We start from the raw sequence: 15,075 nt of genomic DNA, 5'->3' as shown, positions 1-15,075 counted from the left end.
GTTCGAACAGGGAGAATGAAATGGCTGAGGCATATATTTACGACCATGTCCGCACACCGCGCGGCAGAGGCAAGAAGGACGGGAGCCTGCACGAGGTGCCTGCTGTTCGCCTCGGCGCGAAGGTGCTGGAGGCGCTACGCGACCGCAACGGTCTCGATACGGGTCTGGTCGATGACATCATCTATGGCTGCGTCGATCCGGTCGGCGAGGCCGGTGCTGTCATTCCGCGTTCCTCCGCTTTCGAAGCCGGGTATGATTTCAAAGCGCCTGGCATGCAGATCTCGCGTTTCTGCGCCTCCGGTCTCGATGCGGTAAATTTCGCCGCTGCCAAGATTGTGCAGGGCGCGGACGACATCGTAATTGCCGGCGGTGTGGAATCCATGTCGCGCGTCGGGATGGGCATGTCTGGCGGTGCCTGGTACATGGACCCGTCCGTCGGTCTGCCGGGCTATTTCATGCCCCAGGGTGTTTCTGCCGATTTGATCGCCACAAAATATGGCTTTAGCCGTGATGATGTCGACGCCTATGCCGTCGAGAGCCAGAAGCGCGCCGGGGAAGCCTGGAAGAAGGGCTACTTCAAGAACTCTGTTCTCGAAATCAAGGATCAGAATGGCCTGACCATTCTCGACCATGACGAGCATATGCGCCCGACGACCGACATGCAGGCCCTGGCCGCGCTTAACCCATCCTTTGTCATGCCTGGGGAAATGGGCGGCTTCAATGCCGTTGGCATTCAGGCCCATCCGGAAGTCGAGACGATCAACCATGTGCATCACGCCGGCAATTCCTCCGGTATCGTCGATGGCGCAGCGGGCGTGCTGCTCGGATCCAAGAGTGCAGGCAAGGCGCTCAGCGCCAAGCCGCGTGCACGTATCCGTGCGTTTGCCAATATCGGTTCTGATCCGGCGCTGATGCTCACCGGGCCGGTAGATGTGACTGAAAAGCTGCTGAAGCGCGCCAAGATGAAGATCTCGGACATCGATCTGTTCGAGCTGAACGAGGCTTTTGCTGCCGTGGTCCTGCGCTACATGCAGGCATTCGACATTCCGCGCGACAAGATCAACGTCAATGGCGGGGCGATCGCCATGGGCCATCCGCTTGGAGCCACCGGCGCGATGATCCTCGGCACGGTCCTGGATGAACTGGAACGCCGCGATCTCAACATTGCACTCGTCACATTGTGCATCGGTGCGGGCATGGGCACTGCAACCATCATCGAACGCGTCTGATATGCCTGCCAGCAAATTCGCCATGACGGTCTGCAAATGGCGATTTTTGCGCTCCCGGTGCTCATGGACGAGAAGTCCACTGCGCTCCGGTTCTCAGAATCACCATTTTCGCCGCGCCTTGGCAAATTTTACAGGCAGGCATGAGGAGTACAGAAAATGAGCTATACAAACTTCAAATTCGACGTCGACGCGGACGGCATTGCTCTCGTGACCTGGGATATGCCCGGTAAATCCATGAATGTCTTCACCGAAGAGGTGATGAAGGAGCTCGATGCGATCGTTGACCGCGTCGCCAAGGACGAAACGATCAAGGGCGCGGTGATCACCTCCGGCAAGGACACGTTCTCCGGCGGCGCGGATCTCACCATGCTCAAGCGCATGTTTCAGCTTTTCCAGGAGGAAAAGGCCAAGGATCCAAAGAAAGCGGTCGAACTTCTCTTCGAGAACACCGGCAAGATGGGCGGCCTGTTCCGCAAGCTCGAAACCTCGGGGAAGCCTTGGGTTTCGGCAATCAACGGCACTTGCATGGGCGGCGCATTCGAAATGTCGCTGGCATGCCATGGCCGCGTGGTCTCAGACGATCCGGCCTTGAAGATGGCCCTGCCGGAAGTCAAGGTCGGGATTTTCCCCGGCGCCGGCGGTACGCAGCGCGTTCCGCGCCTCACCAATCAGCAGGACGCCTTGCAGATGATGACGACAGGCTCCAGCCTGACCGCGTCGCGGGCCAAGGCTATGGGACTGGTGCACGAAGTCGTCCCAGCAAAGAAGCTGGTCGAGGCGGCAAAGAAGATGATCAAGGCCGGTCTGAAGCCAATTCAGCCTTGGGATGAAAAGGGCTTCAAGCTTCCGGGCGGCGCCATCTATTCGCCTGCCGGCGCCAATCTCTGGCCGGCCGCGACGGCGATCCTGCGCCGCGAGACCTATGGCAATTATCCAGGTGCCGCCTCGATCCTGAAAGCGGTCTATGAGGGCCTGCTCGTGCCGTTTGATACGGCGCTCAAGATCGAGCAGCGCTATTTCACCAAGATCCTGCAGACAACGGAAGCCGGGATGATGATACGCTCATTGTTCGTCTCCCTGCAGGAGTTGAACAAAGGCGCACGCCGTCCGGCTGATGTGAAGCCGACCAGGTTCAAGAAGATTGGCGTCGTTGGCGCCGGTTTCATGGGGGCAGGCATTGCCTACGTTACCGCCAAGGCGGGTATCCCTGTGGTGCTGCTCGACCAGAGTCTGGAGGCGGCCGAAAAGGGCAAGGCGCAATCCGGCGACCTCATCACCAAGGAAATGCAGAGAGGCAAGGCGACCGCCGAAGACAAGGAGAAGCTGCTTGGCCTGATCACGGCTTCGTCTGACTACGCGGACCTCGAAGGCGCCGACCTCGTGATCGAGGCGGTGTTCGAGGACCGCGAAGTCAAACGAGTGGTAACGGAAAAGGCCGAAGCGGTGTTGAAACCAGGAGCAATCTTTGCTTCCAATACCTCAACTCTGCCAATCACCGGCCTTGCCAAGGTATCGCAGCGTCCGAAGAATTTCGTTGGCATTCACTTTTTCTCGCCCGTGGACAAGATGCTGCTGGTGGAAGTCATTCTTGGCAAGAAGACCTCTGACAAGGCGCTCGCGGTTGCGCTTGATTATGTGCGCGCAATCAAGAAGACGCCGATCGTTGTCAACGATACACGCGGCTTCTACGTCAACCGCTGCGTCCTTCGGTACATGTCGGAAGCTTATAACATGCTCGTCGAAGGCGTTCCTCCGGCGATGATCGAGAATGTTGCGCGCATGGCCGGCATGCCGATCGGACCGCTGGCACTGAATGACGAGACTGCGATCGACCTGTCACAGAAGATCCTGAAGGCCACACTGGCCGATCTCGGGCCAAAGGCTGTCGACCCCCGGCATGTGGAATTGGTCAACACGCTGGTCGACAAATATGATCGACGTGGCCGGAAGAATGGCAAGGGCTTCTATGACTATCCGGCGAAGCCCGCCAAGAAACAGCTTTGGCCCGAACTCAAGACGCTTTATCCGCAGCAGGACCCCGAAAAGATCGACATCGAAGTCCTGAAGCAACGGTTTCTCTTCACCATCGCGCTTGAAGCGGCCCGCGTCATGGAAGAGGGCATCGTTACTGACCCACGTGAAGCGGACGTCGGCTCGATCCTCGCTTTCGGCTTTGCACCATATACTGGCGGGACCCTGTCCTATATCGACGGCATGGGAGCGGCGAAGTTTGTCGAAATCGCCAAGGGCCTGCAGCGGAAATATGGGGCACAGTTCAAGGCGCCGAAGCTGCTGCTCGACATGGCCGGGAAGGGGGAGAGCTTTTACGAGCGCTTTAATCCCTATCAAGCCGAAGAAAAGAAGCAGGCTGCCTGAGCGGCGTCGGCCAAGTATCGCTAACGCGGGCTCCGGCCCGCTTTTCCTTTGGAAAATAAGAAAGTTTTCCCCAATTTTGCTCGACTTTTCTGAAAGTCCTATTTAAAACAATAGTGAAGGTATTTTTTCCTTTTTTTGGAATGAACGATGTTCTCACATGACCGCATCTGGGCGGCCATCGACGCTCTGGCAGAACGCCATTCCCTCTCCGTTTCCGGATTGGCGAAGCGGGCTGGACTTGATCCGACGACTTTCAACAAATCCAAACGCTATGCCGTAGACGGGCGCGCGCGCTGGCCTTCGACGGAATCCTTAGCCAAAATCATGGAAGCCACCGGCGCATCGATTGACGAGTTCATGATGCTCGTCGCGGGTAAGGCAACACGTGCCGGGGGGGCAATGCGCTCAATCCCGCTACTCGGTTTCGCCCAGGCGGGTGCAGGCGGCTTCTTTGATGACGGCGGCTTTCCTGTGGGCCAGGGCTGGGATGTCGTCGAGTTTCCTATCGGTGCCGGTGATGCGGTCTATGCACTCGAGGTCTCGGGCGATTCCATGCTGCCGCTTTATCGTGACGGTGATACGATTATTGTTGCCCCTGGCGCAGCCGTCCGGCGTGGCGACCGCGTGGTGGTCAGGACCAGGGACGGTGAGGTCATGGCCAAGATTCTCGCGCGGCAGACGCCGCGTACCATCGAATTGCAATCGATGAATCCCGAGCATCCCAATCGCACTTTTGATGCGGTTCATATTGATTGGATCGCCCGAATCCTGTGGGCAAGCCAATAGGATCCTTATCGCATGCGTCACCTAGCGCTTTATGTCGTGACCGTTCTGGTGGCTTTGGGACTGGTCTACGCATTCGTTACACCCTTTACCGGAGGCCTGGATACGCCGGCAATTTCCAGCCAGGGCGTTGATGTCACGCCCGAGAGTTTCGAACTGCCTGACGAGATGAAAAATGACGTCACGGATGAAGGGTCAGAGTCTGCTGCAACGCAGGAAAGAGTAACGTCACCGGAAGCGCGCCAGGTTGATCCGGACGTGCCGTTGGTTCCAAACAACCAAACAGCTCCGCTGGAACGTATCGAGCCACGTCAGCCGTTGAGCGATATCGGGCAGGCATCGCCCCCGGCACCGCCTCCGCCCGCTGTGCCGGTCGACAACACGGCAAAACCGCTGCTGCTCTACCGCCCGGTTGCGACAACAGCAGGTACGATCGAGGCTTCCGGCTACAGGATTGCGCTTGACGGCATCGAAGCGCTGCCACCGGAAGAAACGTGTAACTCCGACGGTGGCACAACCTGGCCCTGCGGCATGGCTGCGCGGACGGCTTTTCGCAACTGGCTGCGCTCGCGGGCTGTTGAATGTGCCGTGCCGCCCCAGCCATCGGACGACCTCATTGCCACTCAGTGCAGGCTTGGGAATGAGGATCTTGCTGAATGGCTCGTACAGAATGGCTGGGCACGCGCCAGAGACGGTTCGCCCATGGCAGAAACAATGAGAAAGGCCGAGGAGGCGAAACTCGGTATCTTCGGCAACCCGCCGCCAGCGCTTCCGGCCCTGATCGAACTGCCGCTGCCATCATTCAGCGACACTCCGCTGGCGCCGGAGGAGCCTTTGCCGGCTCCGCCGCCATTGTCAGCGCCGGACGCGCCGTTTCCGCCGCGGCCGCAGTGAACCCGGGTCTATGCTTCGTGACAAACAGCTTCGATGTTGTGGCTGTCTGAATCGAGCACGTAGGCTCCGTAGTAATTGGGATGGTAATGTGGGCGCAGTCCCGGCTGGCCATTGTCGCGACCGCCAGCTGCCAAAGCGGCCTTGTGGAAAGCATCGACGAGAGCACGGCTGTTGACGCGGAAAGCGACGTGAACCGGCGGCTTGTTCGGCGTGCCGCCAATCACCCAGAAATCCGGTTTGCCTCCTTCACCAAAACCGGCAACGTCGGCGTCTCCTGTAACCGAAGCCGGAAATTCGACAACCAACTCATACCCGATCGCGGCCAGTGCTTCCTGGTAGAATTTCTTGCTGTGTTCGAAGTTGCTTGCAATGATGCCCGTGTGATCGATCATCCAGTCGTCCTCCAACTGATTTTGCGTTCCAGCCTATGATAGTTGCTCTGCCAGCGCCCTTGCAATGAGGGCACGTGTCTCGGCGATGCCGTAGAGCGCGACGAAAGAGCCGAAACGCGGGCCGCGTTCCTGTCCGATGAGCACCTCGTAGAGCATCTGGAAGAAAGAGACGGACACGCCTGGCCCACCTTCCGGGCTCTTTTTCGTGTAATCCTGGTAGCGCTCGATCGTGCGGGCAACGTCGAGAATGGCGTTCTGAATGTCATTGCCGTCAGCATCGCCGGGAAGCGTTGCCAGCTTTTTGTCCAGCTCTTCCAGTGCGCCGCGTTCCACGTCGTCAGGCATGCGAAATTTCTTTGAGGGCTTCACAAAGTCGTTGAAGTAGCGGATCGCATAGCCGACCAGCGCATCCAGTTCCGGATTGTTCTGTGCGGTGACGCCCGGTGCATAACGCGAGATGAAGCCCCAGAGAACGCTGGTGTTTTCCGCATTGGAGGCGCTGACAAGATTAAGCAGGAGCGCGAATGGAACCGGCATATCGACCGCTGGCGGATTGCCGTCGTGCAGGTGCCAGACAGGGTTGTTCAGCCGTTCCTTCCAGGTTTGGCGTCCATAAGCGGAAAGGTAGGTAAAGTACTCGTCCACCGCCTTGGGGATGACATCAAAATACAGCCGCTTTGCCGTTCGCGGCTTCTGGAACATATAAAGACCCAGGCTTTCGGTGGGCGCATAGGTCAGCCATTCGTCGATGCTGAGACCATTCCCCTTCGACTTGGATATCTTTTGGCCGAGATTGTCGAGAAACAGCTCATAGACGAAATGTTCGGGCGCGCGGCCACCCAAAATCTCGCAAATGCGATCGTAGATGATTGCATTTGTCTGGTGGTCCTTGCCAAACATCTCGAAATCGACACCGAGTGCCGCCCATCGCATTCCGAAATCGGGTTTCCATTGAAGTTTGACGTTGCCACCGGTCACAGGAAGGGTGGTCTCGACGCCGTTCTCATCATCAAAAGTTATGGTGCCGTTCTTCGCGTCGATATTCTTCATCGGAACGTAGAGTACCCGGCCGCTGGTCGGTGAAATTGGCAGGAACGGGCTATAAGTCGCCTGGCGCTCCTCGCCAAGTGTCGGCAGCATCACCCTCATAATGTCGTCGTAGCGCTCAGCGGCACGCAGCAGCACCTCGTCGAAACGGCCCGCCTTGTAATATTGCGTTGCGCTGGCGAATTCGTAGTCGAAACCGAATGTATCGAGGAAGCGGCACAACATGACATTGTTGTGGTCGGCGAAACTGCTGTAGTCGCCGCCAAACGGATTGGGAACCGCGGACAGTGGCTTGTGCAGGTGCGGCTCCAGGATCGAACGATCCGGTACATTGTCCGGGATCTTGCGCATCCCGTCCATATCATCGGAAAAACAGAGCAGCTTGGTCTTGACTTTGTCGTTGGTCAGAACACGAAACGCATGGCGCACCATCGAGGTGCGCGCCACCTCACCGAACGTGCCGATATGGGGCAAGCCGGACGGACCGTAGCCGGTTTCGAACAGGATCGTGTCGGGATAGCCGGTCTTCTCATAGCGTTTGATTATTTTCTGCGCCTCTTCGAAGGGCCAGGCCTTGGCCTCTGCTGCCGCCGCGATCAATTCGGAGGTCAGTTCGATTTGGGTGTTAAGGCGCGAAGTCATCTTTTTTCCTGTATTCCTGCTGTCTGGATATCCCTTGCTCTATGGCGACAGGTTGCCTGCGTCAATCGCATGTGCCGCTGTAAGGGCAATCCATTGATGATTTTGAGAAAATTGAATGGTCTCCGCCCTAATAGAAATCTACTGGGAAGTACCGCAGATAGAGTTCCGAAATGGTTCCCTTTTCCTCCATGGCTTTCAAAGCAAAGTTGAACGCATCGACGAGCTCTCTATTCTCCAACGTCGTTGCGATCATCATGCCGTCACCAAGAAAGTGTGGTGCGATATAAGGCCCGCCGGTAAACACACAACAATTCTTTGCCCCCGGACTGCCGATCCAAAATGACAGGTCGGACCCATCGCCAAAAACAGCGTCGATCTTCTTCGCCTGCAAATCCTTGAAAAGGAGGTCGCGGGATGGATAGCCGACCCAATGACCTTTCGGGAAATAATCGGCAAATATCGCCTGGTGTACCGAACCGGCAATAACGCCGACTGTCTTCTCGTTAAGCGCGTCGGCAAGCGGTTCCCTTAGAACAGTCTGTTTCAGCGTCATGAAACGGGCAGGCAAACGCAAATATGGCGCAGTAAAGGCAAATTTTCCACGCAGCGCTGTCGTTGGCTTCAACCCCGCGATAATCGCCTCCGCTTCGCCATTCTCCAATGTTGGTTGCAGCTCATTCCATGGCCGGGCCTCGATCTGACAGATTGGCGTTACCTCCAGTTCGGCACAAATTGCCCGGACAAGGTCTACATTGAAGCCGGAAATGCGGCCCGTACCATCGACGAAATTGAAAGGTGGATAATCGACGGTCGTCACAAAGCGGATGCGCTCGACCGCGGACAGATCAGGTTTGGAAACGTGTTCGCGCCCGTCCCAGTAATGCGGGAAATCCGATGCATCGGCGACTTGCAAAAGTGCGGTCACGAAGAGACCAAGGGTAAGTGAGGCGATTGTCCGGATATGCATGGGAACTCGATATGTGTGCAGTGGTTTGGATGTTCTCATCCAGGGTCGGGACCAGATTAACAGATCCAGACCCAGGCTAACATGATCTGTCGGCCCATGACAGATCGGGCCACAACACGTTCGAAAAGTTGATGACAAAGACATATTTTTGTTATTGGTTATCGGTCATAAATTTTTGAATATTTTTTATAGATTTGGAAAAATATACTACTATTGGTATGTGTAATTTACAATTATACAATTCTTGATTGAAGTTTTGAGAGGTTAATATTACATCATCATCGATTTTGAACGCGAATAATATTACAGGGCCTTGTGAGTGTTGCTTTTCACGGGGGTTTTATCGGTGACGCGAGAAATAGAAGCCTCGCTCGCCGCGCGCCTTTGCCGTGCGGGTGCTCCAAAATCTTCGGTTGTCGAAGCATTTAAGCTTTCTGTTGAAAACGGCTCCTCGTTCATCGAAGAACTCTATGCGTCCGAGAGAATACATGACGTGTGGGTTGCCAGATCGATTGCCGACGAAGCTGGAGTGGCGTTTGAGCAGATTTCGGCGAATGTGCAGGTCGTCCTCCCAACCGTTGCGCAATTTACCGCTCTGAGCACGCTACGCCATGCGATCGTTCTGACAGCGGAAGAAACCACGCTTATCTATATCGTGCCCACCATGCAGGATATTGCCGTCATCAAGGCCAATCTGCCGGAAAGTCCGGATATTGCGGCGCGTCTGCGAATAACGACGCCAACATGCCTTGCTGAATTCATGCGATCAAGCCACGAGGGACTTCTCGTGGAGGGTGCCATTCGCATGGTTGAGATCACAAGTTCTGAGCACTCGGCCCGGATTGTGACGACCGGCAGCCAGGGGGCATTGATCGGCCTGCTTTTGTCGTCTGCCTTATTCACCGTCATGCTCCGGCCTGAGTGGCTGTGGTCGGCACTTCACATTGTGTTTTCGTTGTCCTTCTCGGCGTGCATCCTGTTACGTCTCCTCGCGTGCAATAGCGCCGGCAGTGCCGTGGCGCGAGCGTTGCAAACCGTCTCGCCAGCGGAACTGCCAAACTACAGCGTCATGGTTGCCCTCTACAGGGAAGCGGATATTGTTCCGCAGCTCGTGCGAGCGATGGAAGAGTTGAATTGGCCGCGGTCGAAACTTGAAGTGCTCTTCCTGTGTGAAGCAGACGACCTGGAAACCATCGCAACACTTCAATGGCACAAACTTCCGCCGGGGTTTCGGGTCATTCCGATACCCGGTTCAGGCCCCCGTACGAAACCCAAAGCCCTGAATTATGGGCTGCAACTCGTGAAGGGGGACTATGTCGTTGTCTATGATGCTGAAGACCGGCCGCACCGCGACCAACTGCTGGAGGCGTGGGGGCGGTTCAATGCGGGCGAGGACGACCTCGGTTGCCTGCAGGCCCCGCTGATCATTGCAAATAGCCATGAAGGACCGCTTGCGCGGCTATTCGCCTTTGAATATGCGGCGCATTTTCGTGGGCTTTTGCCTTGGCTTGCCCGCCGGCGTTCCGTGCTGCCTCTTGGTGGAAGCTCAAACCATTTTCGCCGCAGCTGTCTGGAAGCAGTCGGCGGTTGGGATCCATTCAATGTTACCGAAGATGCCGAGCTTGGTACAAGACTGGCGCGGTGCGGGTTTCACATCGATATGCTCGCCCTCCCGACTATTGAGGACGCACCGACCGATACCGGCGTGTGGCTGCGGCAGAGGACGCGATGGCTGAAAGGGTGGATGCAGACCTGGCTCGTCGAAATGCGCAATCCGCTCCTTCTCGTGAAACAACTCGGTACCCTTCGCTTCGTGATCTATCATCTCTTGACGACAGGCATGATCGCTTCGGCATTGTTGTATCCGCTCATGCTGGTATTCATCGTGATTACCACTTTACACCTTACATTTGCTGACGCCGCAATGAGCCCGGCGATTCCCATTCTCGATCTCTGCAATATCCTGATGGGGTATCTGTCTTTCCACGCATTGGGGCGATGTGTTCTGCGGCGGGAGGACATGTCCGGGATGGTCCTGCCATGGATACCGCTTTATTGGTTGTTGATATCCGTGGCTGCCTGGCGGGCATTGTGGCAATTGCAAACGGATCCATTTCTGTGGGAAAAAACTCCACATCTCCCTTCGCGCCAGACTCATGAAGCTCCCGTCTAGAGCAAAAATTGCGCTAGATGAAGCCGGGCCCCGAACCGATGATCAACGAGTCCTCATTGCCGATCACTCCGGGATCGCGCCCATTGTAGGGCAAACTCAAGAGAATTCTCCGGATCACCGCAATTCGGGCGCGACGCTTGTCATTTGATCGCACCACAGTCCAGGGAGCGTGCGGGGTATGCGTACGCTCCAGCATTGTATCGCGTGCTTTGGTGTAATCGTCCCATTTCTTGGCGCCCTGGATGTCTATCGGCGAAAACTTCCAGCTTTTGAGCGGACTGTGACGGCGATCGTGGAAGCGCTTGAGCTGCATGATCTGGCCGATGTTAAGCCAGAACTTGAAGAAATAAATTCCATCGGCGACGATCATATGTTCAAAACCGGGTGCTTGCGCCAGGAACGATTCATGCTGCTCCGGCGTGCAGAACCCCAAGACCGGTTCGACACCGCCTCTATTGTACCAGGACCGGTCGAATGTGACGAACTCGCCAGTGGTAGGAAAATGCGAGATATAGCGCTGGAAATACCATTGCCCGCGCTCGGTTTCGCTAGGCTTGGGCAGTGCGACATTGCGTGCAGTGCGCGGATTCATATATTGGCGAAGGTTGAAAATCGTCCCGCCCTTGCCAGCGGCGTCGCGGCCTTCGAAAACCGATATGACCCGGCCCCCAGTATCCTGGAGCCAGTATTGCATCTTTACGAGCTCGATCTGAAGGCGCTCAAGAATCTCGGCGTATTCTTCGTTCGGCATCTTTTCGTCATAAGGGAAATCCCCGGAAGCAAGCGCACCTTCTTCGATCCAGTCAGGTAGTTTCGGATCATCGATATTGAAGCTGCGTTTCTTGCCGTCAATCTTCAGCTTGAGGGTGGTATCGGGCGAATGCCCCTGGTCGGATTTCTTTTTTGAATCTTTACCCACGTCATTCATCCTCAATTGACATAAAGCCATGTTATGGGGAGAGCGTTGGATCGTCCAGAGCCAAAAAAGGACGGCAGGACAGGAGTTTAGTGGATGAGCATATGGGGTCAGGAGGGCCGTACGCTGCGGCAAAAGTTGTTGGGGCGGCTAATTCAAGCACGTTTTGTGTTGGGTGCTGCCGCATTCATTACGGCGCTCGTGCTCAGCTCTGAAGCGTCCGGATGGTTGAGCTTTGCCGTCCTCATGCTTGTCCTCATTACAGTTGTGGCACTTTCAGCATCGCTGCCACGCACTGACAACCCGGCTGTCTCGCCCGTCAGCGACCCGGCCATCTTTCGGCTGTCCGGCCAGCAGCTGGCTGCGCAACTGCCGGATCCCTTGATCATTTTCGACCATGAGGGGACAATCCTCTACGTCAATCCGGCGGCGAGCGGCGCTTTTGGACCCCTGACCCGCGGTGGCACGCTTTTGTTGCATTTCCGCGCGCCTGAAATGCAGACCCTGGTGCAATCGGTCGTGGCTGACGGGATGGCACGGTCGGTCGATTATACCGAACGCGTGCCGGTCGAGCGCTGGTATCGCGCGACCGTGCTGCTTCTCGATCAGCTCGGCGGACGGGACCGCCAATATCTGTTGTCTTTCCGCGACCAGACGGAAGCGCATCGGCTTGAGCGTATGCGGTCTGACTTCATCGCGAACGCAAGTCACGAACTGCGGACCCCGCTGGCATCGCTCTCGGGTTTCATCGAGACCCTGCGCGGTCCAGCGCGCAATGATGAGACGGCGCGCGACAATTTCCTGGAAATCATGCAGAAGCAAGCTGAGCGCATGGCTCGCCTGATCGACGATCTATTGTCACTGTCGCGCATCGAGATGAAGGCCCATATCGCCGTGAAGGATCAGGTTGACTTGACTGTCGTGCTTGATCATGTGGCCGACGCCATGCGGCCGCTGGCCGCAGATCTTGGCCTGGAGATCGAGCGCAACATTGATCCCGGGCCAGTCATTGTTCTTGGGGACCGGGATGAGTTGACGCAAGTCTTCCAGAACCTCGTCGAAAACGCCTGCAAATACGGCCAGTCCGGTGGGAAGGTCATTGTCGAACTGAAGCGGGACGGCGACGGGATCAAAGCCACCGTTCAGGATTTCGGCCCGGGCATCCCGGACGAACATATTCCGCGGCTGACCGAGCGATTCTACCGGATCGATGTAGAGACAAGCCGTGCCCAAAAAGGCACCGGCCTCGGCCTTGCCATCGTCAAACATATTCTGACACGCCATCGGGCCCGGCTCGTTGTTCGCTCCCGGGTCGGCGAAGGGTCATCTTTTACGGTGGTATTCGGACAGCAGCGAAATTGACAAGCCCGAGGCTCTTAAAAAGAAGGCGCCTTTCGGCGCCCCCTGGCGGACAGTTATCGAACGCGACGGCGATCTGACGCCGGCTGATAGGCGAGCCGCGAATGGTAGGTGCAATAGGGACCGGATTCGCCCACATCATTGCCGCAGAAGTTGAAGTCCGGTTGAAGTGGATCCCCGACGGGCCATTTGCAGGTGCGCTCGCTCAGTTGCACCAGCTCCAGCCGCCGTGAAATCGGCACGACGACATCAGTCACGGTTTTCATGACAGTGTGGGGGACCAGATCCGTGCTGTATTCGGTCTGCAAAGCAGTTGCGCCGACGCTGCGGCTAACAACGCGGCTCGACATATGACCGGCAGAGCCGCCATTGCGCTGGCCGCCGGAGGCATTTGTATTGACCTTCTTGCTACGCGTCTGGGTTGAAGTGGTCTTGCCCCGTCCCGAGAGCTTCAACCGATGTACTTTACCGATGACAGCATTGCGGCTGACACCACCCAGTTGTGCTGCGATCTGGCTTGCACTCAGACCTTCGGCCCAAAGTTTCTTCAGCTGTTCTACGCGCTCATCTGTCCAGTTCATCGTTTCCTAGCTCCATATGGGGCTCTGTTTTGTGCGGACGCCGGACTGAATCCTTCCTCGCATCTGGATTGCTCCAGATTGGCCTGATACCATATCTATTCAGATGACGAGGACGCCGCACGAAATCTAGCTATTTCGTTTCTCAAGCTACAATATGGAATGACTCTGTGACAAGAGTCGGGCGTGGCCCGTGACCATGCTTTTTTGGGTTTTCCCCAACTTGCGCGATGAACTGTTGCATAAAAGACTCTTTATGCCGTCATCGGCAAACCTTCTCGCAATTGCGCGCTTAAGTTGCAGAGTCTGGCGAGGCGGACCCCGATGCCAATGGTGCCTCGACGGAGCATTTCGAAGTGTTCATTTGACAATTGCAATTCGAATGATGATATTACCGGTGTGGCCGCCCCCAAGAATGGCATTGTGGGGCGGCTTTTTGATTTAATCGCTGCCGGTTTCTTCTGGATAATCAGCAGGTTTGGCAAAACTGGGTATTGGAGGCCCGAAACGATATGACGGACGCAAACGCGCAACCGCTTTACGACACTTTTGCTCGTGCGGATCTGCGCTTTGAGCGAGGTGAGGGCGTATGGCTTGTGACAGAGTCGGGCGATCGTTACCTTGATTTCGCTGCCGGTATCGCCGTCAATTCGCTTGGCCACTCCCATCCACACCTCGTAGAGACACTGAAGACCCAGGCTGAAAAGTTGTGGCATGTCTCCAATGTCTATGAAATTCCCGGTCAGAAGCGGCTCGGACAGCGCCTTGTCGATAATACTTTTGCGGACAAGGTATTCTTCACCAATTCCGGCGCCGAGGCGCTGGAATGCGCGATAAAAACCGCGCGGCGCTATCATTATGTCAATGGCAGCCCTGAGCGCTTCCGTATCATCACCTTTGAAGGTGCCTTTCATGGCCGGACGCTCGCTACGATCGCAGCCGGTGGTCAGGTGAAATATCTCGAAGGTTTTGGACCAAAGGTCGAGGGCTTCGATCAGGTCCCATTTGGTGACGAAAAGGCGCTGAAAGCCGCGATTGGCCCTGAAACCGCAGCCATCCTGATCGAGCCGATCCAGGGCGAGGGTGGCGTACGTTCGGTTCCCGATGAGGATCTGCGTGCCTTGCGCAAACTTTGCGACGATGAGGGTCTTTTGCTGATCCTGGATGAGGTTCAGTCGGGCGTTGGCCGCACAGGCAAGTTCTTCGCGCATGAATGGTCCGGAATTCAGCCGGACATCATGGCCGTGGCGAAGGGGATTGGTGGTGGCTTTCCATTGGGTGCATGTCTCGCGACCGCAGAAGCTGCCAAGGGCATGACTGCGGGCGTGCATGGCACCACTTTTGGTGGCAATCCGCTGGCCATGGCCGTAGGCAATGCCGTACTCGACATTATTCTTGGAGAGGGTTTTCTGGAACATGTACAGAAAATCGCACTGTTCATGAAACAGGGGCTGGCGTCGATCTCCGATCGCTATCCGGGCGTGATTTCCGAAGTGCGGGGCCGTGGCCTGTTAGTAGGCATGAAAAGTGTCCTGCCAAATACGGCGCTCGTGCAAGCGTTGCGCGACGAGCATCTTCTGACGGTTGGCGCGGGTGACAATGTCGTCCGCCTGCTGCCGCCGCTGGTCACAACGGAAGACGAAGCACGCGACGCTCTCACACGGATCGAAGCCGCAGCTGAACGCCTGTCCGTGCCTGCCAGACAGAAGAGCGCTTGAG

12 protein-coding genes are annotated in these 15,075 nt (G+C 56.5%); 7 read left to right on the top strand and 5 right to left on the bottom strand.

Annotated elements, in window-relative coordinates; all coding sequences use genetic code 11:
- The first annotated feature begins 20 nt into the window (after positions 1-20).
- The 4 genes from CU103_RS13825 to CU103_RS13810 all read left to right on the top strand — a co-directional run bounded on the left by CU103_RS13825 (position 21) and on the right by CU103_RS13810 (position 5,282).
- Positions 21-1,229 (top strand): acetyl-CoA C-acetyltransferase, encoded by a 1,209-nt coding sequence (locus CU103_RS13825; RefSeq protein WP_106664509.1) that lies wholly within the window; start codon positions 21-23, stop codon positions 1,227-1,229.
- A 156-nt stretch (positions 1,230-1,385) separates the two neighbouring features.
- Positions 1,386-3,605: a 3-hydroxyacyl-CoA dehydrogenase NAD-binding domain-containing protein gene (locus CU103_RS13820; protein WP_106664508.1), complete on the top strand. Its 2,220-nt coding sequence runs from the start codon at positions 1,386-1,388 to the stop codon at positions 3,603-3,605.
- 147 nt (positions 3,606-3,752) lie between these two features.
- On the top strand, positions 3,753-4,391 hold the full coding sequence (locus tag CU103_RS13815) for a S24 family peptidase (RefSeq protein WP_106664507.1): 639 nt from the start codon (positions 3,753-3,755) through the stop codon (positions 4,389-4,391).
- A 12-nt stretch (positions 4,392-4,403) separates the two neighbouring features.
- A complete protein-coding gene (locus CU103_RS13810) occupies positions 4,404-5,282 on the top strand; it encodes a thermonuclease family protein (protein ID WP_106664506.1) in 879 nt (292 codons plus the stop codon).
- An 8-nt stretch (positions 5,283-5,290) separates the two neighbouring features.
- Here CU103_RS13810 and CU103_RS13805 read toward each other — a convergent pair whose 3' ends face one another.
- The 3 genes from CU103_RS13805 to CU103_RS13795 form a co-directional block, all read right to left on the bottom strand.
- On the bottom strand, positions 5,291-5,674 hold the full coding sequence (locus CU103_RS13805; protein WP_106664505.1) for a VOC family protein: 384 nt from the start codon (positions 5,672-5,674) through the stop codon (positions 5,291-5,293).
- Positions 5,675-5,707: 33 nt separating this feature from the next.
- Entirely contained in the window at positions 5,708-7,363 is a 1,656-nt protein-coding gene (locus CU103_RS13800) for a lysine--tRNA ligase (RefSeq protein ID WP_106664504.1), read from the bottom strand.
- A 127-nt stretch (positions 7,364-7,490) separates the two neighbouring features.
- Positions 7,491-8,330 carry a transporter substrate-binding domain-containing protein gene (locus CU103_RS13795; protein ID WP_106664503.1) on the bottom strand — a complete coding sequence of 280 codons (840 nt, stop codon included), beginning with the start codon at positions 8,328-8,330 and terminating at the stop codon, positions 7,491-7,493.
- A gap of 346 nt (positions 8,331-8,676) precedes the next feature.
- On the opposite strand from CU103_RS13795, the gene CU103_RS13790 reads away from it, so the two are divergent.
- On the top strand, positions 8,677-10,503 hold the full coding sequence (locus CU103_RS13790; RefSeq protein ID WP_146147796.1) for a glycosyltransferase: 1,827 nt from the start codon (positions 8,677-8,679) through the stop codon (positions 10,501-10,503).
- 13 nt (positions 10,504-10,516) lie between these two features.
- Here CU103_RS13790 and ppk2 read toward each other — a convergent pair whose 3' ends face one another.
- Positions 10,517-11,431, bottom strand: coding sequence for a polyphosphate kinase 2 (gene ppk2, locus CU103_RS13785; RefSeq protein WP_106664501.1), 915 nt, complete (start codon positions 11,429-11,431; stop codon positions 10,517-10,519).
- Between the two features lie 84 nt (positions 11,432-11,515).
- Here ppk2 and phoR point away from each other — a divergent pair, with 84 nt between their 5' ends.
- Entirely contained in the window at positions 11,516-12,781 is a 1,266-nt protein-coding gene (phoR, locus tag CU103_RS13780) for a phosphate regulon sensor histidine kinase PhoR (protein WP_106664500.1), read from the top strand.
- A gap of 53 nt (positions 12,782-12,834) precedes the next feature.
- Here the strand turns inward: phoR and CU103_RS13775 are convergent, their stop codons facing one another.
- Positions 12,835-13,359: a GcrA family cell cycle regulator gene (locus CU103_RS13775; RefSeq protein ID WP_106664499.1), complete on the bottom strand. Its 525-nt coding sequence runs from the start codon at positions 13,357-13,359 to the stop codon at positions 12,835-12,837.
- Positions 13,360-13,868: 509 nt separating this feature from the next.
- Here CU103_RS13775 and CU103_RS13770 point away from each other — a divergent pair.
- On the top strand, positions 13,869-15,074 hold the full coding sequence (locus CU103_RS13770; protein ID WP_106664498.1) for an aspartate aminotransferase family protein: 1,206 nt from the start codon (positions 13,869-13,871) through the stop codon (positions 15,072-15,074).
- Position 15,075 lies beyond the last annotated feature (1 nt).

This window comes from Phyllobacterium sophorae, assembly GCF_003010965.1.
GTDB lineage: Bacteria > Pseudomonadota > Alphaproteobacteria > Rhizobiales > Rhizobiaceae > Phyllobacterium > Phyllobacterium sophorae.
Note: the sequence above shows the minus strand (reverse complement) of the source record. Positions and strands in the feature narration are given on the sequence as shown.

Bases quoted from the DNA above. Each gene is read 5' to 3' on its own strand.
- CU103_RS13825 (WP_106664509.1), top strand. From the start codon at position 21: ATGGCTGAGGCATATATTTACGACCATGTCCGCACACCGCGCGGCAGA.
- CU103_RS13820 (WP_106664508.1), top strand. From the start codon at position 1,386: ATGAGCTATACAAACTTCAAATTCGACGTCGACGCGGACGGCATTGCT.
- CU103_RS13815 (WP_106664507.1), top strand. From the start codon at position 3,753: ATGTTCTCACATGACCGCATCTGGGCGGCCATCGACGCTCTGGCAGAA.
- CU103_RS13810 (WP_106664506.1), top strand. From the start codon at position 4,404: ATGCGTCACCTAGCGCTTTATGTCGTGACCGTTCTGGTGGCTTTGGGA.
- CU103_RS13805 (WP_106664505.1), bottom strand. From the start codon at position 5,674: ATGATCGATCACACGGGCATCATTGCAAGCAACTTCGAACACAGCAAG.
- CU103_RS13800 (WP_106664504.1), bottom strand. From the start codon at position 7,363: ATGACTTCGCGCCTTAACACCCAAATCGAACTGACCTCCGAATTGATC.
- CU103_RS13795 (WP_106664503.1), bottom strand. From the start codon at position 8,330: ATGCATATCCGGACAATCGCCTCACTTACCCTTGGTCTCTTCGTGACC.
- ppk2 (WP_106664501.1), bottom strand. From the start codon at position 11,431: ATGAATGACGTGGGTAAAGATTCAAAAAAGAAATCCGACCAGGGGCAT.
- phoR (WP_106664500.1), top strand. From the start codon at position 11,516: ATGAGCATATGGGGTCAGGAGGGCCGTACGCTGCGGCAAAAGTTGTTG.
- CU103_RS13775 (WP_106664499.1), bottom strand. From the start codon at position 13,359: ATGAACTGGACAGATGAGCGCGTAGAACAGCTGAAGAAACTTTGGGCC.
- CU103_RS13770 (WP_106664498.1), top strand. From the start codon at position 13,869: ATGACGGACGCAAACGCGCAACCGCTTTACGACACTTTTGCTCGTGCG.